The sequence below is a fragment of the Desulfovibrio desulfopostgatei genome (assembly GCF_053570645.1).
The window spans coordinates 872,646-894,950 of sequence record NZ_JBRBQS010000002.1; the positions used below are offsets into that span (position 1 = coordinate 872,646).

The 22,305-nt window shown below is 47.8% G+C and carries 21 protein-coding genes and 1 pseudogene; 5 read left to right on the forward strand and 17 right to left on the reverse strand.

Annotation, left to right across the window (positions count from 1 at the left end; genetic code table 11):
• Positions 1-246: 246 nt before the first annotated feature.
• Positions 247-1,194: an aromatic alcohol reductase gene (locus ACUZ9Q_RS03855; protein ID WP_449247345.1), complete on the reverse strand. Its 948-nt coding sequence runs from the start codon at positions 1,192-1,194 to the stop codon at positions 247-249.
• A gap of 371 nt (positions 1,195-1,565) precedes the next feature.
• Between ACUZ9Q_RS03855 and ACUZ9Q_RS03860 the strand changes: the two genes are divergently transcribed.
• A complete protein-coding gene (locus tag ACUZ9Q_RS03860) occupies positions 1,566-1,970 on the forward strand; it encodes a winged helix-turn-helix transcriptional regulator (protein ID WP_215647128.1) in 405 nt (134 codons plus the stop codon).
• 494 nt (positions 1,971-2,464) lie between these two features.
• Here the strand turns inward: ACUZ9Q_RS03860 and ACUZ9Q_RS03865 are convergent, their stop codons facing one another.
• Complete coding sequence (locus ACUZ9Q_RS03865) at positions 2,465-3,352, reverse strand: LysR family transcriptional regulator (protein WP_192111275.1); 888 nt, start codon at positions 3,350-3,352, stop codon at positions 2,465-2,467.
• A 142-nt stretch (positions 3,353-3,494) separates the two neighbouring features.
• On the opposite strand from ACUZ9Q_RS03865, the gene ACUZ9Q_RS03870 reads away from it, so the two are divergent.
• From ACUZ9Q_RS03870 to ACUZ9Q_RS03885, 4 genes are all read left to right on the forward strand, one after another.
• Positions 3,495-4,400: a sulfurtransferase gene (locus tag ACUZ9Q_RS03870; protein WP_308585165.1), complete on the forward strand. Its 906-nt coding sequence runs from the start codon at positions 3,495-3,497 to the stop codon at positions 4,398-4,400.
• 1,356 nt (positions 4,401-5,756) lie between these two features.
• Complete coding sequence (locus ACUZ9Q_RS03875; RefSeq protein WP_227117828.1) at positions 5,757-6,281, forward strand: zinc ribbon domain-containing protein; 525 nt, start codon at positions 5,757-5,759, stop codon at positions 6,279-6,281.
• Between the two features lie 124 nt (positions 6,282-6,405).
• Positions 6,406-7,302 (forward strand): PD-(D/E)XK nuclease family protein, encoded by an 897-nt coding sequence (locus tag ACUZ9Q_RS03880; protein WP_227117826.1) that lies wholly within the window; start codon positions 6,406-6,408, stop codon positions 7,300-7,302.
• Positions 7,302-7,964, forward strand: a complete 663-nt coding sequence (locus ACUZ9Q_RS03885; protein WP_227117824.1) for a hypothetical protein — start codon at positions 7,302-7,304, stop codon at positions 7,962-7,964. Before ACUZ9Q_RS03880 ends, ACUZ9Q_RS03885 begins: the two co-directional genes overlap by 1 nt.
• Here the strand turns inward: ACUZ9Q_RS03885 and ACUZ9Q_RS03890 are convergent.
• The 15 genes and pseudogenes from ACUZ9Q_RS03890 to ACUZ9Q_RS03960 form a co-directional block, all read right to left on the reverse strand.
• Positions 7,961-8,971, reverse strand: coding sequence for a WYL domain-containing protein (locus tag ACUZ9Q_RS03890; RefSeq protein WP_227117822.1), 1,011 nt, complete (start codon positions 8,969-8,971; stop codon positions 7,961-7,963). The genes ACUZ9Q_RS03885 and ACUZ9Q_RS03890 overlap by 4 nt on opposite strands.
• Before the next feature lie 231 nt (positions 8,972-9,202).
• Entirely contained in the window at positions 9,203-9,355 is a 153-nt protein-coding gene (locus ACUZ9Q_RS03895) for a hypothetical protein (RefSeq protein WP_227117820.1), read from the reverse strand.
• A gap of 252 nt (positions 9,356-9,607) precedes the next feature.
• Entirely contained in the window at positions 9,608-11,203 is a 1,596-nt protein-coding gene (locus ACUZ9Q_RS03900; protein WP_449247346.1) for a cobaltochelatase CobT-related protein, read from the reverse strand.
• Between the two features lie 130 nt (positions 11,204-11,333).
• On the reverse strand, positions 11,334-11,570 hold the full coding sequence (locus ACUZ9Q_RS03905; protein ID WP_227117817.1) for a hypothetical protein: 237 nt from the start codon (positions 11,568-11,570) through the stop codon (positions 11,334-11,336).
• Positions 11,571-11,629: 59 nt separating this feature from the next.
• A complete protein-coding gene (locus ACUZ9Q_RS03910; RefSeq protein ID WP_449247347.1) occupies positions 11,630-12,667 on the reverse strand; it encodes a DUF3150 domain-containing protein in 1,038 nt (345 codons plus the stop codon).
• A 354-nt stretch (positions 12,668-13,021) separates the two neighbouring features.
• Positions 13,022-14,011, reverse strand: a pseudogene (locus ACUZ9Q_RS03915) (AAA family ATPase); the annotation flags it as partial.
• A 99-nt stretch (positions 14,012-14,110) separates the two neighbouring features.
• Complete coding sequence (locus ACUZ9Q_RS03920; protein WP_227117812.1) at positions 14,111-14,311, reverse strand: hypothetical protein; 201 nt, start codon at positions 14,309-14,311, stop codon at positions 14,111-14,113.
• A 60-nt stretch (positions 14,312-14,371) separates the two neighbouring features.
• On the reverse strand, positions 14,372-14,668 hold the full coding sequence (locus tag ACUZ9Q_RS03925; RefSeq protein WP_072311502.1) for a type II toxin-antitoxin system RelE family toxin: 297 nt from the start codon (positions 14,666-14,668) through the stop codon (positions 14,372-14,374).
• Entirely contained in the window at positions 14,658-14,903 is a 246-nt protein-coding gene (locus ACUZ9Q_RS03930) for a type II toxin-antitoxin system Phd/YefM family antitoxin (RefSeq protein WP_072311503.1), read from the reverse strand. Before ACUZ9Q_RS03930 ends, ACUZ9Q_RS03925 begins: the two co-directional genes overlap by 11 nt.
• Before the next feature lie 67 nt (positions 14,904-14,970).
• Positions 14,971-15,333 (reverse strand): hypothetical protein, encoded by a 363-nt coding sequence (locus tag ACUZ9Q_RS03935; protein ID WP_449247348.1) that lies wholly within the window; start codon positions 15,331-15,333, stop codon positions 14,971-14,973.
• Between the two features lie 15 nt (positions 15,334-15,348).
• Positions 15,349-16,512, reverse strand: a complete 1,164-nt coding sequence (locus tag ACUZ9Q_RS03940; protein WP_449247349.1) for a hypothetical protein — start codon at positions 16,510-16,512, stop codon at positions 15,349-15,351.
• Positions 16,513-16,580: 68 nt separating this feature from the next.
• Entirely contained in the window at positions 16,581-17,282 is a 702-nt protein-coding gene (locus ACUZ9Q_RS03945) for an ERF family protein (protein WP_449247350.1), read from the reverse strand.
• A gap of 339 nt (positions 17,283-17,621) precedes the next feature.
• The gene (locus tag ACUZ9Q_RS03950) at positions 17,622-19,523 is read right to left on the reverse strand and encodes a hypothetical protein (RefSeq protein WP_227117806.1); all 1,902 of its coding nucleotides are present in this window, start codon (positions 19,521-19,523) and stop codon (positions 17,622-17,624) included.
• Positions 19,520-21,079 (reverse strand): ATP-binding protein, encoded by a 1,560-nt coding sequence (locus ACUZ9Q_RS03955; protein WP_227117803.1) that lies wholly within the window; start codon positions 21,077-21,079, stop codon positions 19,520-19,522. Before ACUZ9Q_RS03955 ends, ACUZ9Q_RS03950 begins: the two co-directional genes overlap by 4 nt.
• Positions 21,072-22,262, reverse strand: a complete 1,191-nt coding sequence (locus ACUZ9Q_RS03960; protein WP_449247351.1) for an ATP-binding protein — start codon at positions 22,260-22,262, stop codon at positions 21,072-21,074. Before ACUZ9Q_RS03960 ends, ACUZ9Q_RS03955 begins: the two co-directional genes overlap by 8 nt.
• Positions 22,263-22,305: the final 43 nt, after the last annotated feature.

A 22,305-nucleotide genomic window follows, 5' to 3' on the forward strand; every position in this document is an offset into this window, starting at 1 on the left:
ATTCATCCCCAATAGCCTTTGCAGGCTTTAGCAAAACTATCACTATGGCTCATACCACACCGGATCAGAAACTTGGGTCAGTGCGGTGCTCTAAAGCTTGCGGCCATAGCCGAGTCCAAGCAAAGGTTTCCTTGCCAAGCTCAACGTCCAAGTCTCCGCCCAACGTTGCATAGTCTACCACCTGTATTTTCATTTAGGCCTAGCTAGCTATGCTGGAAACGCGGGTTTCACTCTTGGCCTTTCGCGTCAGTCGCTGTAAATGTTGTCATGGATTGCAAGCCACTGCACGGCTGTTGTGGTCTTAATCCCCTGCTGAAAATTAAAAGTATTTGCCATACTCCATGCCACGCCGTCAGGACGTGCGAAGGCGAGTCGATATTTCGCTGCTGTGTCATTTGGGGAATTGCGCACATCCTCGACCAGCATTTCCTTGGTCAGTAATTTTCTCTCAGTTATATCCCCCCATCGACTCTCCATTAGTTCTGCAATTTCACTGTATTTTAAAGTATCTCCAGCAATATAAACAATTTTATTGCGAATCTCAGGCTGATAAAAGAATATTTCAGCCGTTAACATGCCAATATCTTCGGGGGTTGTTAGCGTTATAGAGTGTTGCCAGTCGCCTAGGCCATATACAGTATGTTTCTTTTCATCGACCACACCAAAACTTGGTTCAAAGAGGTAGCTAGTAAAAATGCCAGTGGAGACAATGGTCCAATCGGTCTCGCTTTGCCCACGTAAAAGATGACGCACCTCAAGTTGTTCGTCCCATACCTCTTGCCCGCTTCCTTTCCCCACTATGTCGTAGTCCACACCAAATTGCCATGGAAAATAGCGAGTTACACCTGCATTGAGCACAGCCGTGGTAATTTTGATCTGCGTTCCTGGTCCACCAACAAAGCCACTACAGTTGATTACCGCGCCAAACTGTCGAAAAATGGTGCTCAATTCATCAATGCTTTGTCTTTGCAGATCCCCTTCTACCACAGATATTCCTAACGCTCTGAGTTCATCAAGCCTCGCTTTTCGTGAACCAGAAACTGCGTGACTGGCTTCCTCTTTGAGTAATACGCTGATTTTTGTCGATGGATTTTTGTGAGTTTTTTTACTCATAGCGCGCAATACTGGCATTCCAAGTTGTCCTGCACCAAGCACGAGGACTGTATTTGTGGGTTGTTCTGTTAACAACATCATATATATCTCCTTTAATTTTGCTTTAGGTTAACATAGAAAAAAATGAAAACTCAACTAGGCACACGAATGATACTGTGACATCTCTGAAAAATATGGCATTGAAAAGTTAGTGTTCCCAGTATAGGAGTACAAGAATGAAGAAAAGTAGATTTGCCGATGAACAGATTATTGGAATGCTGCGGCAGATAAGGCCGAAGTTCGCGTTGTTGACCTGTGTCGCCAAACGCTATCTCGGGTAGGACCTTTACAAATGGCGCAGCAAATTTTGCGAGGCGGATATCACTGACGGAAAGCGTCTGCGGCAGGTGGAAGAGGATGCGCACCTGAAAATGGTTTTTGGCGAACAGGGCAGGATTACTACAGGAGGCAAAGTGGAAGACTGGGACGCTATGTTGAAACTTTCAAAAGAGTTGTGTGAAGGGCTAACCAATGACGATGATGGTCTGAAACGAGAAATACTTACACACGCGGGGAACCGATGGTCATTGGGGGTGGTGCACATCTTGGGAACCTCTGGCCCCCTGCGGCATGGAGAAATCCGTCGCCATTTTGGCGAAATCACACAGAGAATGTTGACGCGCACGCTACGTCAACTGGAGCGGGACGGCCTTATCGCCCGTCACGATTACCATGAGAAGCCGCTCCGAGTTGTTTACGAAATTACAAGCCTGGGCAAAGAAATGCTTATTCAGATAATGCCGGTATGGCACTGGATTATTACATCATCTGACCGTTTTCGCGAGGCAAGATCCCGATATGAAAGCCAGCGAGGTTGATGGTTTCCTTCAAAACCAGATGCCAGACGGTTCCATTAAGAAGATGGTGATATTAACAAAACTAAGCGGTTACCACAGCAAAACAGGCCCGGTTGGCAAGTTGAATCGCACTCCTGCCTGCTGCTTGCATCCAGGAGGATATGGACATCTGTGTTAGCCCCTTGTGGCTCAGATTCTTTCTGAAAGAAGTGAAAATTGCGAATCTGCGGACGGTGTTGCGAGCTATTAGGCAGGGGCCTCCGGCACCCGATGCTTCAACCCCTTTGGATTTGCGCCTGCAAAAAAGCCTGAAGGCGTGTGCGCAGGGCGGTACTTGCCTGAAGTGTTTGCAGCTTCATTGTTCAGATAAGGCACCAACTTGTCGGTGCCTTCCACGCCCACCGTGGCTGAAAATTTTTGATGCCGTGGAATCCTATGCTTTTTAATGCTCCCCCAGCGGCAGTACCGTTTGCCTCCCCGTGCAGCCGACCAAATGGATTCTACAGGGACTTGATCTACTCCCGCATCAGGTGTTCGCGGCACACGGCCATAAAATCCCGCAAGCATGGGGAAAGCCATTTATCTTTGTGCCACAGCATAAATACGCCAGTTTCAAAAGGTCCGCCAATCAACGGCAGCCGGTGCAACGCACCCGCTGCGATTTGGTCACGCACAGCCATTTCCGGAAGTATGGTCAAGCCAAGGCCAGCGCGAACCATACTGATGGCTGCGGCGACGCAGTCACATTCCACTGAGGGTTGGGGCAGGTTGGCTGTTTCCGACAAAAAAATTTCAAATGTTCGGCGATAGCTGCAATCCGAAGCCGCCAGCAGGAGGCTATGCTTCAGGATGTCAGCCGGTCCTACCATCTTCATGCCCGCCAACGGGTGCTCCGGTGCAGCCACGGCCACCAGCTCATCCGTGCCCAAAAATGCCGCATTAATATCCCGTGCAGACGGCTCGTAGGCAAACACAAAGGCCAAATCCGTCACCCCCCGGCGCAAATCTTCGGCCACGTTACCCGCGATACAAGGAAGAATGCGAACTCTGCCTGTTGGGATCTTGCGCCGAAACGCAAGCAGAACGCCGGGCATCCGGTGACATTCCAGAGATTCCGGAACCTTTATGGTCACGTTGCCGGATGCGGCATTGTCACTGACAGAAGCCCTGGCTTCCTCCTCTATTTCGAGCATTTTTCTGGCGTACTGTAACAGCTTGAGTCCAGATTCCGTCAAAACAACCTTGCGCCCCAGCCGCTCGAACAGGCGAACATCAAGTTCGTCTTCAAGCGCCTTAATACGCATGGATACAGTGGATTGCGCTGCATTCAGGACCTTTCCTGTTTGGTTGAAATTGAGCAGTGACGCTAGGGTGACGAATGTTCGCAAGTCGCGCAGTTCCATTTTATACTCTTCATTCAGGCCGATTGTTGTAATAGAAAATTATCATTGGAAACGATTTCATAGATGTGAAATACATTTAATTAATCAGTTCGGCTAGTGAAATGGCCGGGTAATAAACAATCAGCCACATGTGAGGCAAGCGATGCATAAAATGTGCTCGCAAATAACGGTTGGCAGCTCAAACGTCGGTGGCTATCCCAGATCGGGCAGCCTTGTCGAAACAGACTGGCTTGAAGCGAACATTGATAATCCGACGTTAAGAATTTTCGATTGCAGCGCATACTTCCACGCTGATCCGGGAACAGGAATAAACAACTGGCGGAACGGGCATATTCCTGGAAGCGCCTACGTGGATTTGCTGGAGGACCTCTCGGATCCGGATAGTGACCTGCCCCTGATGATGCCAACGCCAGAACGGTTTTCTCAGGTGATGGGGGGATTGGGATTGGGCCGTGGAACAACAGCCGTTCTTTACGATGACACGGACAACATTTGTGCCGCCAGACTGTGGTGGATGCTCCATGCCAACGGCTTTAACGACGCCGTGGTTCTTAACGGTGGTTGGCGGAAATGGAGCATGGAGCACCGCCGGGTCACACGGGAGCAGCCCGGTTGGTGTAAGGCCGAATTCCCCCTGCAACCGGCTCCTACAGTTTTTGTTGACAAACAGGCGGTACTGAAAAACTTGCAAACCAACCGGGCCCTGCTTATCGACGCGTTGGCCCCGGAGATATTTGACGGATCGTTGCAAAGGTATGCGAGACCAGGGCATATTCCTGGCAGCATTAATGTTCCCGCAAAAGCGTTGGTGGATTCAAAGACCATGGCTTTTCTGCCCGCAGTGGCCCTCAGGAAAATATTCTCGGAGGCGGGGTTGAGCGTGTTTAGGCCTACTATTTCATATTGTGGAGGAGGGCTGGCCGCCTGTAGCGTTGCCTTTGCATTACACCTGCTGGGTGCTGATAATATAACTGTTTACGACGCGTCATTGTTCGAATGGGCCGCAGACCCGAAGTTGCCTCTTGAGACAGGGAAAGTTGAGAGGTAACAGTGGGCTGTGGCGGTTTGAAGAAAAAACGCCATCTGGTAGATTTGCCTCCAAGTAGATATCGGACCTTGCAGCCCAGATTAACCAATTAGTCAAAATTGGTAGGAGTTATCGACTATACAGGGCAAAAAATGACGCGTACCCGCGCACCGTTGTCGCAGGCAATCTCAAACCCGTCAGCTCACCAACTCTAATTTTGTTGCAGGGTGGAAATTTTGTCCGTGTGCTCTTATCAGTCTGCCCGCCACTAAACCGGGCACTCCCAATTGTGCAATGAACGGATAAACTCACGAGACTAGAGCAATTGCAGGGCATTATACCATTTTCAATTAGAGCTTTCCGTTGGGATTCCGATTCTGTCCCTTTGGCGCTTGCCAAGGTTAGCCCGCCTAACGAAAGATTATGCCCAGCAAGGTCGGATCGGTACCACCCTTTTGCAGGGGGGATCCCCAACACCTGCTCACGAATCGCCCATTCATACATGCCTAAGATGGCTTGAACAATTGCGTTTACAGTCTTACGGAAATGGTTTGAGCGTGGGGCATTGCAAGAAGTTCTGCAATGCTTTTGTCGCGGAACTTGGGCTTTTCTTTCTTGATGGCGGCAATTTGCGTAGGGTGTCGCGAACGTTACGTATCTCTTCGCGAGTGACAGATGCCGCGTCCTTGTCCAGCATGAATCGGAGGTAGCCATTCAAACGCCTGCGAATTTCATTCGGCGTCACCAGGCTTTTGGGGGTTCATTGAGAGCCCCATCCAGTGCCTGTTGGAGTAGCAGCAGGGCTTGTGGCCGACGGCCAGCGCAGGCTGACGCGAATTTTTGTGCGCCCCATGTGGGCAATCAGCCAACCAGGGAATCTGTAGAGAAAGTAGAAAATTCCATTCGTTAGGTAAACAAAGCTGGGAGCTTGCCGGAACGGAGAGGATGGACGAAAGATGACTGCGCCGTAAATTGACTCGTTTGTGACCCCATTTGTGACCCTCTTTGGAGGGAGGTCTGATTTGGGGGGGCAAAAGGCCGGAAAGGCACATTTCAAGCCGTGGGAAAACGAAAAAGGGATTACAACAAGCTGTTGTAATCCCTTATCTTCTTATGGTGCCGAAGGGGAGAATAGGCACCGCGACACCATCGAGTCCAAAACAACCTGATATTGTTGATAAAATTTTTTGAGATTTTTGTCTATGCCCCCGCACTTTGACCCCATGGTTTGACCCCACTTAGGTGAGATTCGCGTAGGCAAGCCGTGTGGCACGGCGAGATCAAAAGTTGATTATTAATTTCATCTTTTGCAACAAACTACCGCTACATTAATCCCAACGACAGGAGAAAACTTTACTTTTACGTTGGGAGCAAAAAATGCAACAGAATCTCATGGCATGTCCGGCGTGCCATAAAAAAATAGCAATTGAAGCTTATAATTGCCCACATTGCGGGCTGCCCATTGATGATGCACTCCGCACACAGGTTCGGGAAAGCCAGCGTGTCGAAGCCGAAAAAGCACGGCATGAAGCAAAGAGAAATCGCTGGGCTCTGTTGGCCATATTTATTCTGGGGATGGGTTGGAGCTATTTTCAGGAGCCGACCGCTCAGGATCAGGCAATTTCTTTGCGACGGGATGCCGTGCCAAAATGTTCGAGCGCAATTGAAGGCCAAGCTATCTATGGCTTTGAATGGGAGACCCTAGCGTTGGAATTTATCCCTCGTTTCCCATACGCCGAACATATGGCGAATGATGAAAACACCGTGTTGCTGAAAGGCAGCACGAATATAAAGGCCTTATTGTTCAAAAATGCTTTTGGCGTTATGGTTCCCATGGAATATTCCTGCCTCTACGACACAAAATCACGCACAGTGGTGCAGGTTCATGTAATCCCCAGATGAATTCAGAGCTGATTTCAATAGCAAGATAGGGTCTAGTCAAGAAAGCCTATTGAGGCTAATAGCGTGATAGTTTCAGCTAGTTAATACCTGACTTTTATAGAGTCGAGTTGTGCTGGAGTATGTAATGCGAAATTATACTGAGCAATCTTATTGTAATGCACTAAAAGATCAAATACAGCATGTTATAGGTGGTTTGCAGCTAGAACCCAGGAATTTTTTCTATGATAAATCTCTTCTGAGTTTCATTGATGGGCCATTTGCTGCAGCTTTTGTAGAAGAAACTCGTAATATTACGAGCCTTATATGCAAAGAAAGCTGTTTTGATTCGTATGGCCATGGTGCAAGCTTGAACAGCAGTGATCTAAATTTTATCTGGGGACAAGATTGGCCCGGACATGCCCTGCGCAATCCACCAATTTTTTGGCATAGGCCGTTGCGAGAAGCTGATATTACAAAGTTGATTGTAGCGACATTGCAAGATGACAGATTGAGCATTCGTGCATTTTTGCGTGCACTCTGTGAGTCAAGCGGCTCTTTGAACGACGTAGAGAACGTGGAAAGATTTTTGCCCAAACATGATGATGTTGCAGTAAGGGCAGAAGATTTGGCGAAAGGCAAAAAAAGAATTGATATTCTTTTTGAATGGGGAAAGGGCGGCGCTGCAAGAGTAGTAGTGTTAGAAGTAAAATTTGGAGCTAGCGCCGAGAACCCATTTGATGTGTATGAGGAGCAAGCCAAAATTCGCCTAAGAAAAAGAATTCATCCCGACAAGAGAAACGGTGACGATTTCTCTAGTGCCATTGGCTACTTTTTTGTCATACAGCACGCATCTAGTGAACGTGAGGTCAGAAAAAAAAGTTGTTTTACACGGGACTGCAACGCTTGGCGTGTCGTGTATTGGCAAGATTTGCTGCGGCGGTGGGAAGAGCATTTGCAAAAAGAGCATGTCACAAATATTCCTGATAGCGCGGGCGCATCAGTACGGTGCAGTATATTTAATAAAGTGTATGGAGGCGTCTAATGTGTGCCGTCGAGAAAATAATTGAAATTCCTGGGAGCGTGCGATTCTTTTTTTCTGACAACAATCGAACCAGGCTTCTGGAGTTTGACAAAAGCAGTGTTCCTCCTCCACCGTTTGAATTTGCTGAAGTGTTGCAATTCTATCAGGCAAAACGGAATGTTACATTTTGTAAAATGGATTTGTTCCAATTCATGGGCGATGTTTTTCAGAAGGTATGGTTGCCAGCATTGGAAGGGGCCTTTTCCCCACAAAAAGTTAAAGATTTAGGCCTTGAAGGAGTGGGAGAACTCTTCAATCCTGATTCCGTTTGGGGTAGCAAATATCACGCTTTGTATTGGTACTTTACTTCAAATACCTTTGGAAATGTGCAATTATGTGTAGGCTGCTATCTTGCTAATATTGATGGTGTTTTCAAAATTTGCATTTGTGTTTACTTATACAACGTTGTCGAAGGGGGTGGGCTAGAAGGGGTCGAGGATTTAAAATTGGATGAATTCTGGGTTCAAAACGACGCAGACAAGACTGAGTATTCTCTGGACAAAACATTATGCCCCTCCTTGGGAGGGAAAGACCCCCTAGATATTTCCGTGCTTGTAGAAAAGGCTGGTCAGGCTGTGCAGGCTATCAGAGAGTATCTTGAAAGCCATAGAGACAAATCTTAATCGTTATAAAGACCAGCCATCATAGCCAGTTCCGCCCGCATGCGCTGCACCAGCCATGCGGGCTCTATTGTTCTGGCCTTGCTCCCGAAGCCCAATATCCAGGCCATCACCTCCATGTCGCTGCGCGCCGTGAAGGTAAGCTCGATGCCGTCTTCTATCTTCTCAATCAGCTGCTCTGTGCTGAAGCGGCGCTCACGAATATATGTTTCCAGTTCACGGGCAAAGAATACCTTTACAGTAAAAGGGGTGTCTTCGATAAGCCCAAAGTGCTGCGTATCATCGTGGGTTAACGGTATTTGGTGCGTTCGACGTGTTAGGAGGATTTCTTCCATCCGATGCACAGCCAAAAAAAGTGGATGCAATGGCTCTGCCTTGCCTTTGTCCTGTACGCTCCATCCTTTTGCATACAAAGCCTGTCGACTGCCATAAAGACCCACAACTGCCATTTCATGAATACGTGAAGGCTTGTCTTGTGCCTTATAGGCTATTTGGCAAATTTGTTTTTTGCTTATTGCCTTTAGCAGTGTTTGCAAAATAATCTGGAATGGGTCGTAATCAATAGTACCCAGCATGGCCATACGCAGTTGCGGATATTGCGGCTCCTGCCAGGTATCCTCAGATGGCACGAGCACAGAAGTGCGTCGTAGGGTCGCATCCATCGTTTTCTGTACATTCTCAGGTAGCAAGGGCAGTGCAATATCGCGGCACAGGTGTAGGAGTCGCATTTCTTCTGCACTTACATTGTACTGGGATTTTTCTCCATCGCGCAGTATTCTTTCAAATATGTAGCATCGTTCTGGCCTGCCAGCAGTGCTGCGGGAGCGGCTTATAAGACGGATCCCTTCAAAACGCTCAATCTTAGTCAGAAGTCGAAGGGTGGTCGACTTGGAGCACCGCAAGTGATTAGCAAGTTCCGTCAATGACCATTCTCGCGAAGAAAGTGCAAGCAATGAATACAAATCAAGCATTTTTTCCGCAGATGTTCGGTCATTTGTCTTAGAGGGCATGGCTTTCCCTTGCTGCTTACGGTGTTCAGAATAAACTTTGCAGCCGATTTATTGCAAATTATGCAATAAAGTTAATCTATGGTGCACCCATGATCAACCAGGGAGGAATCAAGGTGATTGGTAGTACTCTTTCTCGTTGCGCTGGGTGGGCAAAGCCATGGTCTTGATTTACACCTAGATGGAGCAGGCGATTTTGGAATACCTGCCTGCCCCATCAATATGGTAGGTGAATTAAGTTTTGTTCCCTTCCGGCAAAGCCAACTTGTCGTTGCTCACAAATGTAGTTTTGCCTTTGGCCTCTAGCTCTGTGGCCGCAAAAGCCGCAGCAAATACCCCTGCAATTCCCGCCACCATACCGCCGATAAATATCCACGTTTTGCTCATGTTCTTGCTCCTTCTATTCTTATAAAATTGCGGAAGGCGGGAATTACCCGCCTTCTGCATGCCAGCCTTATAGGGCTAGTCGTCCCAGTTGTCCTTGATAACCTGCAATACGGCGATGGCTACTGGTATCCAAGCCAGTGGATTCATATGACCTCCATTGTTTTTAGCAGCGCGGGATGCGCCGCTTTTTGTTAGGCGTAAAGAAACGGAATAACCCCGTTCGGTACCAAGGTCTAAAATCTAGGGGCACCATCATGCTGCACCACCTTTGAGCAAGGCAACCTGCAGCAGGGCAAACATGGCAGGCACCAGATCCGGCAAGTCGTTGACCACCCGGCTTGTGTGTGGCAGCAGATGCGTGATGTGTTCATCCCGAATGCCAAGGCCATAAACTTCAAAGCCGAGCTTTTGGGCCACCCCTATGGCATTGTTTGCGGCCAGCGGGTTGTCCGGCATGCCGTCAGTGATAACCAAGATCATCTTGCGTTGTTCTTTGAGAGGCAGCATGGTTTGCAGCACCCACCACAAAGCCCCAGGCAAGGGTGTCCCGCCAGAAGCTAGAATATCAAACTGGTCTGGCACCGCCTGCCCATGTCGCATGATGGGGAATACGGAATTGGTCGCCGTGGCAGCAGGGAAGGCCGTAACCGCCGGGTTCACGCCACGGATACGACTCAGTGCCGTTGACACGGCAAAGCAGGCTCGTTTGGCAAGGTTAATTGGTGCGCCAGCCATGCTGCCGCTTACGTCCAGCAGGATATGGACAGCCGTATTGAGGCCCAGTTGCACCGACTCTTTTTGGAAAACACGAGCATTGCCAACCTGCAGACGGTATAGCGAATTGGCGTGCAGTGTGCCTCTGCGCCCAATACCGCATCGCCTTTGCGTTTGCGCTTGCAGAAAGCCCTGAAGGCGAGTGCGCAGGGCAATGCTGGCCTGAAGCGCTTGCAGCTTCTGCTCTGCTGACAAGGGGGCTGCTTGTCGGGTGCCTGCCACAGCGATGGTCAGCGCGTCACCAGCGGATTCTGTGCTGCAACTGGTAAGCTCAATCGCCATGATTTCCCCTAGGTTCTGGGGGAGATCCTGGGCCTCAGCATGAAAGAGCGCCTTGAGTGGTAACGCGCTCAAAGCCCGCAAGGGGGCTCCTGCTTCAGGCGAAAGGGCGGGATGCCCCTGGTGCTCAATTTGCGTAGTGTTTTCGTGGGGATTGCGTAGTTGTTGTGATGGCTCCCACTGCCGGATGCACAGGGCGATCTGCCTTGCGTATTCAACCGTTGCCTTTGTATCCGGGCAATGGATGTAGACCTTGACCAATGTGGCATCCAGGGCCTCTTTTAATCCGGGGAAGTGCTGCTCAATGATGCTTGCCGCGTTTTGGCGTGTCGGGGTCACCTCATCCACATCCCAGGCTCGCACCGTCAACAGCACATAGTCCAAAACAGCAAGGGCCGGGGAATCGTCCCCGGCCCTTGGCTGTGCTTGTTCTACAAAGAATCGTCGTATCAGCCAGTTCAGGTTCCTCCGGCAGCCGGGGAAAATGCCCGACAGCTTCTTTTCAACACGCCAGTCCTCAAGGCAGTTGAACAGATTGAAGGTCACAGGATTAAGGTTTGCAGCTTTCAGCACGCTAAAATCAGTGTGTCGTATATGGGCAGCCTCATGGTCTGTGAACCCTTTGGCCAGCGCCAATAATTCCGGCTCACAATCAATGGGCAATGATGGCAAGTGGATAACCTTACCGTTGGTACAGGCTTCCTTGCCGCCAATACGCACCTGCACGCCATAGCGGTCACCCAGAATGGATGCCAAAAGGGGCAGGCAGTTGAGAACATCTTTTGTTCGAATCATGGTACCCCACAATAAGAAAGCCCGACATTTCTGCCGGGCTACTGTTCGGGTTTGTCAGGCAACGCTACAAAGCATGGCGGATCGTTTGCCAGCGTAGTATGTCGCCCTGCGGGCGGGAGGTAAGCTGGATTCATTTTGCCAACTTTTTATATAGCGTATCGTGTTCAAGCATGCTGTTATCAAGGGCTTCAAGTACATTCCTCTGTACAACTATTTCCTTGCGATTTTCAATGAATGCACGTGCAGCATCTTCTAGGACTGCCCCAATTGGACGGCCTTCCTGTCGAGCGATTGTTTTGAGGCATTCATAGAGGTCCGCATCCATCTGGCTGGCGAACCTTGTCCGTCTGGTTGATACTTGTTGCATGGGGCTCCCTTTCCTTGAGGCTAGCCATAGCGTTAGCCTTATTCAATGAATTTTTGATATTACCACAGACCCAGGCTGGGTATGGCAGGATGCGGCAAAGCGCTATCTGCCACGGGAATCTCAGGCAGGATGGGCTCATCGTCCATATTCCCATTCATGGTGCCATCCATCAGTACAGCAGGGCCGTCCGGCTCGTGGATAACGCCCGGACCAGTCAGCAGGGCATCCAGCACAAAGGCCGGGCCGTAGCCTTCAACAACTTTTTGGGCGTGGCCCACAAGAGCCGTACTGTCCTTGAGCAGGCAGACCAGCCCTTGCAACAGCAGCAGATCTGTGCCGGTGATGTTGCCCTTCTTGGGCATGCGCAGCAGTGCAGCCTGCACGATGTCAGCCACCGGGGCCACATGTGGCTCTACGAAAGACAAGCCCGTGAGCTTGGCATGCAGGGTGCGCAGCGGTGAAAGCGCCTTGTGGGTTACCTCCGTTTTGCCATGATAAACCCTGCGCCATATATCGTCAGCAGACTTGGCCACCTCATCAAACAGGGTGCCGCCGAGGCCCTGCACCTCTTCCGCCAGCCCGGCTTCCAGCACAGCGGTGTTGTCTGTGTGCTGTTCAAGCGGGGCCACCTTGTACAGCTGCCAGCGGAAATCCATACGGGCGCGAACATAGTCAGGCCCTACAAGAGAGTTACGGATAATTTCGCCCCACTGATGGTGCTTCTCAATCCATGCCTGCACATTTTGGTCATAGTCCGCCAGAAATGCCTCCTTTTCTTTTTCGAATTCGGTGCGGATGTTAAGCAGCTCCTGCACGATTTCGCCGGCTTTTTCCTCGGGGATGGCCCAGCCGGACATGAACCGCACCCCATGCCGGTCAAGATAGTTAAAGGCGCGAGCCTTGAGTGTGCCGAACACCTTGAGGTTTTCCGGGTCAGCAATGCGTTTGGAACCAAGCGATGCCAAATCTTCAGGGGGCAGCTCTGCGCCGCCCAGGTCTTCCTGACTCATTTTGCGTCGGGCTGACCACAAGCTGACGTTAAGGTTGAGTGCCAATAAATTGTCTAAAATACGGATGTCTGAAACAAGTTTTGTCATGGTTTTCTCCTAGAAAGAGCTTTTTGCAGGATTGAGAGCGTAGCCTTGCGTGATCTTTTTTGTCGCGCGAGCTTCAAGTTCCAGCACGGAATTGTTGCCAGCACAATTTTCAGCGGAGATAAAGTGTTGTTGCCCGACAGTGTCCGGTTTACCCCACTCCAGCGTGAGCCCCACAGGGCTGGCTTCGCCGATCCAGTATTTGCCGTCCTGTTTTTTGCCAGAAAGGTTGTGGACTACCTGAAGATGAACGCGGGGCTTGGCCACCGTGGGTGTGCGGTGCAGATGCCCGCGCATGAAGCGTAGGGCTTGCTCACCTTGCAGGGGGACGGCTTCAGAAGCCTCGGGTTTGGGGGATCCTGGTTCCACCTGTTGTGGAAACAGGCGCTGAGCCAGTTCATGCAACATGGCGCGGGTTTCACAGCTTGCACGGAAGGCCAGAGCCCGGTCGAGGGCGTAGGTGACAGGCTGTACGCCCTGATGGGCCAGAGGCTGAAAGCGTACGGTCAGATCTCCCCAGCGCAGCAAACTGCGTGTGGAAAATGTAACTTCAATGGTATTGGTCAGATTGCTGGTGGAAGCCTCGCCCATGAACAGTTTGCGAACCTCATTGGCGTAGTCCACCATGGTGGCGCGTAACGATTCGGGCAGCGATGGGAAGCGCCGGGCAAGCAGGCTTTTTTCCACGTCGGCAGAGGGATAGCCCACTTCGCAGATGGTGAAGCGGTCCAGCCATGCAAGGTTCTGCCGCTGGGTGCCCTGGTAGAGGCCGGTATCATCGCCACCGCCATTGGTATTGGCCGTGGCAACCAGACGGAACATGGGGTGCGGCACAATCAGTTCGCCGCCGTTTTCCGCTATGCACAGGGGGGAGCCATCTAACACGCTGTTCAAGCCTGCGGCGATTTCTGGTGAGGTCAGATCGATTTCATTGATCAGCAGAAGTGCGCCGTAGCGCATGGCAAGTGCAAGCGGGCCGTATTCAAAGGTCATGCTGCCATTTTTTACTGTCAGGTGACCAACCAGGTCGGCAAACTCCAGCCGCCCATGTCCGGTGACCTCAAGGACAGAATAGTTAAGCCTGGCTGCCAGCTGCTTGATGCCTGTCGTTTTACCGCAGCCTGTGGGGCCGAAAACGTACAACGGTTCCTGTGGGTTGAGAAACCAAACCACAACATCGCAGCTGGACTCATGGAAAATATAGTCGTGGTCAATGGCCGGGGTGTAGGCCGAAGGAACGGCGTATCCTTTTACCGTGGTGCCGGATGGTTTGCCGCTGAAAACCTGCCCGGCATCAAGGTCAGTGGGTTTAAGGTTACTAAGTCCTTCGATCAAATTTGTGTTCATGATTGCTGCTCCTTAGATGCAGAAAAAGCCCGGCTCCTTTTAAGGGAACCGGGCTCTTCGAAATATGGTATCAGTCTGGCTAGGATGTTTTTTTGTGAATTATACGGAATTGACTGGCAGGTGAACTTCTGCGGTCTCAGGCAGCGGGACGGTTTCCGTATGACCATCAGGGTAACGCAGGGTGTATTGCCCTTTTTCATCCAGATAGTTCAACGGAATGCCTTTTTTAAGCTCAAATTCAAGAATAACATGCTGATTTTCAATGGCAGTTGCAACCAGCTCTTCAAGGGGAAGTGGCATAATGCCTCCGCTGCACTGCTTACAATTTGCCTATCAGGAAGCAGTGTTCTCCTTATGGCACTATTCTTCAGAGGGCATACGTCGTAGGGCTTGTCGATATGCCTCAAGGCGTTCACGCTTGCCAATGGAGATGACCGTTACAAAGAGAATGTCATCATTCACCTTGTACACCAGGCGATACCCAATGGAGCGCAATTTGATTTTGTAGCAATCGCGCATGCCAGACAGGGCAGATGAGGGAACTCTCGGCTGTTGTAACCGTTCTGCCAGTTTCTTTTTAAACTGTTCTCTGATGCTGGAATCAAGCCTTTTCCATTCTTTCAGTGCTAGCTCATGAAACTGCAGGCTATAGCTCATCAAGCGTTACCTTGACAAAAGGGCCATCTTCGCGTTTTTCAACAATCTTTCTGTCTTCAAGATCTTCAAGAATTCCGAGGATTTCTTCGTAGTGCTTTGCGGACAACAGGTAGGCCTCTGGCTTGTTATGGTTCAAAACTGCCACCGGCGCATCCTTGGCAGTTGCCAGGACATTCGCAAAGTTCCGTTTGAGTTCTGTGACGCTAACGGTGATATTGGAGAGTATGGAATCCATGAAATCCTCCAAGTTGGATAAATTCGATATCTTTTATGACATCAAATTTGACATCAGTCAATGAAACTTAGTCCGCTGCAATTTCCCGGGCAATTCGCACCCGATGCGGATTGCACTGATAACTACCGCGAGCTTCAATGTCGTCATAATCTTCGCCAATACGGATGAACAGGAATTCTTCGTGGGGCAAATTGTCCATCAGCTCACCAACAAAGGCTATTTCAGCAAATTCATCGTACCACTTTTCTCCTTCCCACAGAAAGACAACTGAGCCTGAGCCTTCATCGATTTTGTTGGGTTCGCCACCGATGAGCATTTTGATTGCTGCAAAGTTGTCGGGGGGGGGCTTTTCTGCCTCTGCAAGAGCTGTTTTTAACTGATCCATGCCATTTTTTGTCAGGCACAGGGCCACGTCAGAATAATATCCCATGAGATCTCCCGAAGTTCAGTTTATGGGCGAAATGCTCAATTTTTCGAAAGGTGAGCCCGTACGCTCACAGCGGGCCAGCAAGGTATCCACGTCGATGTCGCCCAGATGCCCCGTATGAAAAATCTCGGTCAACTCCTCCCGCAGAGCATCCTTGTCCAAATTGGTGCGACCAGCTGCCACTGACATGCGGAAGCGATAGTTTCCCGTGTCTACCCAGTCCCGAGTGCCAGCCTGGCGGTGAACAAGTTTGAGCACAGTTTCCATCTCTCTGATTTCGCTATCTAAAGCGGTGCGGTGCTCCTTGAGGGCAGCCAGCTTTTCCAGAGCTGGTTCCCATTGGGGCATTTGCACGCACTGCGGGAATTTGGGGCAGTCACCGTTGTGTTCGCAGTACGAGCACAACGGGTAAAAGCCCTGAGCGCAATCAACCTGTGCCAGGGTTATGTGTCCGGCGCGGAAATCTGCTAGTTCGCCCCAAAGTTGTGCCGCATGGTCAAGGGCCGTATCGAGCATGGCTTGATTGAAACCGTAGGGGCCGAATGCTTTAACCTCTTTCATGGAAAGGCAGAGCAACCACGCTTCCACGCTTGCCTCGGCAGCCGTTGCGGGCAAATGAAGGCCAAGTTGGGCAAGGCAAAGTTGCGGGAAGGTCATTTTGTCATGCAGAAGCGTGCCGTCCTCAGCACGGAGGCTGAAGATGGGCTTGCTCCATGCTTTTGTTAGCAGGCCGATCTGTCCGTGCAGTTGCAGCAGATGGGAATCGTGCGGGGTGCCGGGAAGCTTGTCGGTGCTTTTTACTTCCAGAATGCGAATGGCGTTAACAGGCGCGCCCCAGACCAGCACAAAATCAAGATGAGCTTTGATGGGCACGCCCTGATGCTGCCAGTTAATCTCAAGCTGGGGCAAAATATGCAGACCCAACGATGCCAGTGCCTGCCCAACCCCGGATTCAAACCAGTGCCCGCGCTGCAGCGTAAGCAGACGTTCCAGGCTGTTTGTGGTGGGCCGCACCTTTCTGGCCAACGCCGCCCGTGGGCATTCCCAGTGCTGGCCAATGTCGCTCATTCCCACATATCTGGAGCGGTCGCCTAGGTGTGCAAGTGTGTCGTTATGGGCAACGGCTTGCAGACCTTGTCTGATTAACGCCCTCAATCCCTCCGTGCGGTCCATCTGTTCCATGGGGTAGTCTCCATAAAAGCGAAAGGGCCGCCATTAGGCGGCCCTTTCGCTCGGTATTTTGATTTTTGTTATGCGGCATCGACATACTTCCACCACAATTTTCTCTGCGGGTTCCAGCGGAAGCCTGAGCCAGTCAGCAATTCCTTTTTGGTCTGCGTGTTGCCGGTGGCAATGATGCAAGGACGCCCGTCCTGGGCAGTAACCTGCTGGTAGGTGACGCCTTCCAGCGGTGGAAGGTTTTCAAGGCTTGCTGGCGGTCGATTTGAGGGCGCTGAAGATTCGTTTGTAGTGGATGGGTCGCGTTGACGAGCTTTTTGCGATTCAGGGGGAATTACGGGCAATTTAGGCCGCACAGGTGATTTTTTGCCATTTTTTGCACCTTCACCATCGTCATCTTCAGTTACCATGCCCAACATGGCGGTTAGAGCGTAGCGACGGGCATATGTCATTGCCGATCCCATGCCCTGGGGATCGGCCTTGGGCAAAGGAACTACCGCAAGGGAGCTTTGCCACTGACCAGACTCTGCATGCGTCAACTTGGTAACCAGTCCTAAGGAGTTGGGCTGCTCCACAGGCACAGGGTACTGGCACAGCCAGATGCCGTTTTCGATGAGCGCGTTGCGGCAGGCGTCCATGACACTGTTGAGGCTGGCGTACCAACTCTTGGTGAAGGGGTTCTCAGCATCTTTTGTAACAGGTTGCACGGTTCGCTGCACGTTAAGAAGGGCCTTGGCTAGTTCCGTGATATTGTCGGATTGGTATATAGCCATAACATTCCTCCAAGAATGAGAAAGCCCTGCCAAGCATGGTGCTTGGCAGGGCTTTCTGGTTGATTTGAAACGTTGTTTTAGTGTTCTTGTAGTAATTATATGTTTTCAAATATTCATGAATAACACTATTTCTCTTATACTCCTGGACTGTTAAATAAATCCACGCTGACTCATCCTCTGAAGGTGTTGGGAGAGTTAACTTCAAAAGTCATATTGGGGGAGATACATAGAAATTTGTTATTAAAATATTGTGTAACATGAGCAATATGCCAGAAAAAATGCGCTCTAAGCATTAATTAACAAAAAAGATAAGGCGTTCGGCCCTCAATGAAAAATCCATTAGAATTGTAAATTCAAAATACGCTTTGCCGCTTCCAGTAAATAGTAATTTTTATTCTTATCCATTAAGACGTGGTCACGGTTTAAGGTGTAGTGGCGTAACACTTTTTTCAATGGCAATGGTAGAGTGAAAATGTCAGACGGGCTGATATGATTGGTATAAACCTTCTGGAGAACCAGTTCTTTCTCTTCGCTGTTCAGTGCCTTGAGGTCATTTTCCCATTCTTGAGTTAGTCCGGTCTTCTCAAAGAAAAATCGTAACAGAATGTAGAGCTCAGGCATTATTAACAAACGGTGGAACTCTTCTTCATTGCTACCAAAAGCTTTCTCAAAAAAACTTTTCCCAACGCCTATCTTACCCTTTGTGGCGTTAAGAATAGTTTGAATTGCCCTGACGTATTTCCGGTTCCAATGTTCACCAAGATAGTCACGGTTGAATCGATCTTTCCCTGTAATAGGGTGGTACTTCATAGGGAAAGAGTAAATATTGACCCCCAGTTCTGAGCATAGGTCAACATTAATCTTCAGCCGTTGGTATAACTCCACCGGCTTATCTTTTTCATTGTATAGTAGGTAGTTTGAAAAATGTTTCAGACCATGTTTTGCGGCAAGCCTTACAGCTTTAGTGTAAATTTCTTCATATTCCATGCTGTCAAAAGCAATCCTGAGGGGTCTGATTGAAAGTTGTGCAAGCAATGCAACCTTTTCATCCGTCATTAGTCGAGCATCAAGGCCTTGGTTAAAATCTATATATCGAGCCCTTTTGCCTTTATAGCGCTTCTTTTCATATATGGGTCCAATAATTTCGTAAGCTGCTAGAATTTGCTCTTGGGATGGGAAAACATTCTGCAGTAATGTGTTAGTCTTTAATGCTTCATAAACTATGTCTTGCTGTTCGCCTGTCAGTTTATGAAGAAGTTTTTTATATATTTCAAGAGAAGTATTGATGTATACTTTTTTATTAAACCCAGACTTTATATTTTTGATTGCTATTTCAAGTTTATTGTCATCAACATATGTCGCTCCAGAGTAAAACCCAAGGCTAACAAGTTCTGCTACGATATCCTTGAGATTGTTAGAGGCTAAAACATTATTATCCAACAGTAAAAGGTGTTGTTTATCTCCATATCGCTCACGAATTTCTTTAATGCTATTTGATATTGAGACATAAGGATTGAATTTTGGTTCTATCTTTTTTACTGCACAAAAAGAACAGTTACGGATGCATCCTCGGGTAGTATATGAAAAGAAGGCATCTCCTGCTGGATATTTATAGTCAATTTCTTCTAGAATTGAGTAGTCAGGAGTGAGAGTATCAATTATAATATTGTTGTCATCGAAGACGCCAGGCTTATCCAGAAGCCCACAGATGGGTTTTACGCCTGTCTCCGACTCAATATCTTCCGCCAAAACTGTAGCAGCAACGCCGCCTACCTTTATATCCGTAGAATTTTGTATCAGTTTTTTAGTAAAATTAATTGTTTCGATCGTTATTTTCCAAAAAAAAGTAAATAATGTAGAGATATATATTCTGTCCCAATAAAAATCTTCAGTTATTTTTCCGGATATTGCTGACTTCCTATATGCAGAGATAGTAACATCAATAAGAACTCTATTGTTGGGGTCGAGTTCAAGAATGCTCACTTTTGAGTCTGCACAACCAGTCGAAATGAAACTCATGAGAACTGTAAAATAGCTTTCCCAATCGATAACTTGCGAGATGTTCGCAAGCTTCCGGATACAGGAGTAGGTAAGGCTTATTTTGAATAAGTCTTTTAATTCACCTTTAAAAAAGACGACATTATCTCCCAAAATTCGGTGATATGAAGCTATTTTCATTAAGCCAAGAGGCGGATATTTATTTTTGTAATTTGGCTCAATTAAAAGAATATTTCTGATCATTTAGAAAGTGTCTCGTCAATTTTTTCTATTAAATTGGCTGCTAGGTCTTTAGGCAAAACATTGTTGATAACCTCATAAATTGTGGAAACCAACTTGCGTTCTTGTTTCTTTAGATGACTATATTTGTCAACCTTGAGCTTTATTTTTTCTTCGGCACGGGGCGCTACTGCCTTAGACTTGCAAGGCGTGCTCTTGACTTCCAATTTTTCTTTGATGATATTTAGCATCTTTGCCGTTGTTGTATCATCCTGATGTCTGCTGTATAGAGCGGACAAAGAACTCTTTGCAGATTCGGCCTCTTTAGCTTTTGCTTCTAGGTCTGCTTGTAACTTTTTGGCTTCATCCTTTCCTGTAAAACCTTCTTGTGACTTTTGTGAAAATTCAGTTTGTGCTGTGATAAGAGAGTTGATTTTCTTATAGTGATTTCTTGTTGTTGATGATAGGTGGTACAACGAGTCCAATTCAGAGAATTTTTTTCTAAGCGATTCTTCGAATAATACGACGGTTTCATTTACACTAAAGTAATCTCTCTGTGAGTTGGGAATCAGCTCGGGGTGTACAGCAAAAATTTCACCCAAGAAATACCTAGTCCCTCGTGGCTCCTTAAACAGTTTTGCCAAGGCAAGCTCATCACCAATCTGTATGTTTTCTTTGCGCAACCTAATTCCCCTACCAGGATTACAGGAAGGGATCTGCTTTTCTAAAGCTGTGAGACTATACCAACCCCAATACAAAGTATCGCCATCAGGGGTTGTGTCAGAAATAAAAACTACGTCCCTGACATCATCGTATCGCTCTTTTTTCCCATTTTTTTCGATGTAAAGATATGTTTGATATATTTTTTCTACAATTTGCCCATCAATGAGCATTGCATATTCATCAATCGTGTGCCCATTGTTGGTCATATATTGCTTGATCTTTGAATGATAATTAAATCCAGAACGATATCTAACAGGTGCTACAAAACTTAAATATTCCTTGACTATATCTGTATCTAAGAGCTTTTCTTCAGTAGCCTTGACAAGGTGCACTTTAAAGTAATGAGCTGCTTCAGATTCTTTTTCAGTGCTTAAATGCGTAATTTTCTGGATTACCTCGGCCGCATGTTCTGGTGTCTTGCGATCAGCAATTAGGGCACGCATTCTATTGGCATCCCATTCAAGAACACTTCGAAAAGGCTCGCCCGCATAACTCGTTTCAAAAATAAGCTTTTCACAATATGCTAAACCCGCAAGCCGCCCAATTCCGCGAAAACCTTTGTCTTTTCCTGCTTCTTTTGTAGACGCGGCGATATCAGTAAGCGTTTCATATACATTGGCTTGAGGAACGCCAATCCCATCATCTTCAATGAGGATCTCATTGTTTTTGTCATCAATGTGTATACTTATTGAAAATGAAGCGTCAGAAGGGGGGATTTCAAGTGACTTAAATTTATCAATAGCGTCAGCTGCGTTCTGTATGTATTCCCGATAAATACAGAGAGGGTTTTCATACATCCCTAAAGTGAGAGATTCAATAATATTTTTGCCAATGACCGGCGTACGCTGCTTAGCCATGTTTATACTGCTTGTAAATAGGTTTAGGGAATTTGATACTCAGCAACGACCTAAAGGTTGGATTTTGGATGACGTACTCCCCTTGCTTAAGTCGTGTGAGCATGGACTTGATCGTACTGGGTATATATTGATAGTCGGCCTTGGATGTTTCGATGGCATTCGTCCTGCCATATGCGTGGGTTGCGCAGTTTCCTTTAACACGCCGATGAATATCGCTTCTAAATTGCTCTGCTGAAAAGAGAACAACGCCTAATGATCGTCCTCGTTCCGTGATATCTAATATTTGTCGTAAGATTGGTGAATTTTTGGGAGAGTCATCCGAAGCATATTTGTTTAGCTCATCGATAAAGATAATTATCTTCGATGGAATTTTTTCTTTCGCTTTTCGTCCAAGTCCTTCTGCAGCACCCAACTTAAGGTCATAAATCGAGCGCATAACATCACCAAAAACAAAAGCTTGCATCTCCTCATCAAGTTTAGCGATGTCAATGACAAAGCAATCATTGGGCTGGATATTCATCAATGATTCACACAGGCGCGTTTCGGATTTTTTTGAATCTACGCGAGCTGCGAATAAACCAGCGTTTTTATCGTAAACTTTTTTAAATATACGATAAAATTTTCGCCAGCTTGCAACTGGGATAGACTGATCATCTTTTCTGCCAGATTTTGTATAATGTCCCATCGATTCAAGAAGCTTGTTCCATTCCGAAATACCTGTAAATTGTCCTTCACCGTTCACAATGTAAGTAATTATTGCATCCATTGTTCCCTGGGGATCGTCTATATTTGAAAACAAGAGGTCAATTTTGTTCTGGTCGCCACCTTCTGTTTCATCACAAATATATTTGTAAAATTTGGCTTTTTTTTCTGACAAAGCTTTTTCTACATCTTCCTTATGCGCATAAGTTCCGGCGGCCATGTCTTTTGCATAAGGAAAAAAATACTTAACATTTCTGAATGGCGTTCTTTGTAGGCGTTCTTTTCCCTCATTAAACATCTGATACATAGGAAAAATTTCTTTTTCCAATTCATTTTGATTTTCTGTTAGTTCATCAATCGCAAGTAAATCTCTGCCCTTAACATTAAGCATCACAAAAGCAATTGTTTCTTCCTCTTTTTCATAATAAAAGTCCTGAATCGCTTTAATTAAAAACATTGCATATGATGTCTTTGATGCCAAACCAGAAATGCCCGAAATATTGAAGTGAGCACCTTCAGGCAGA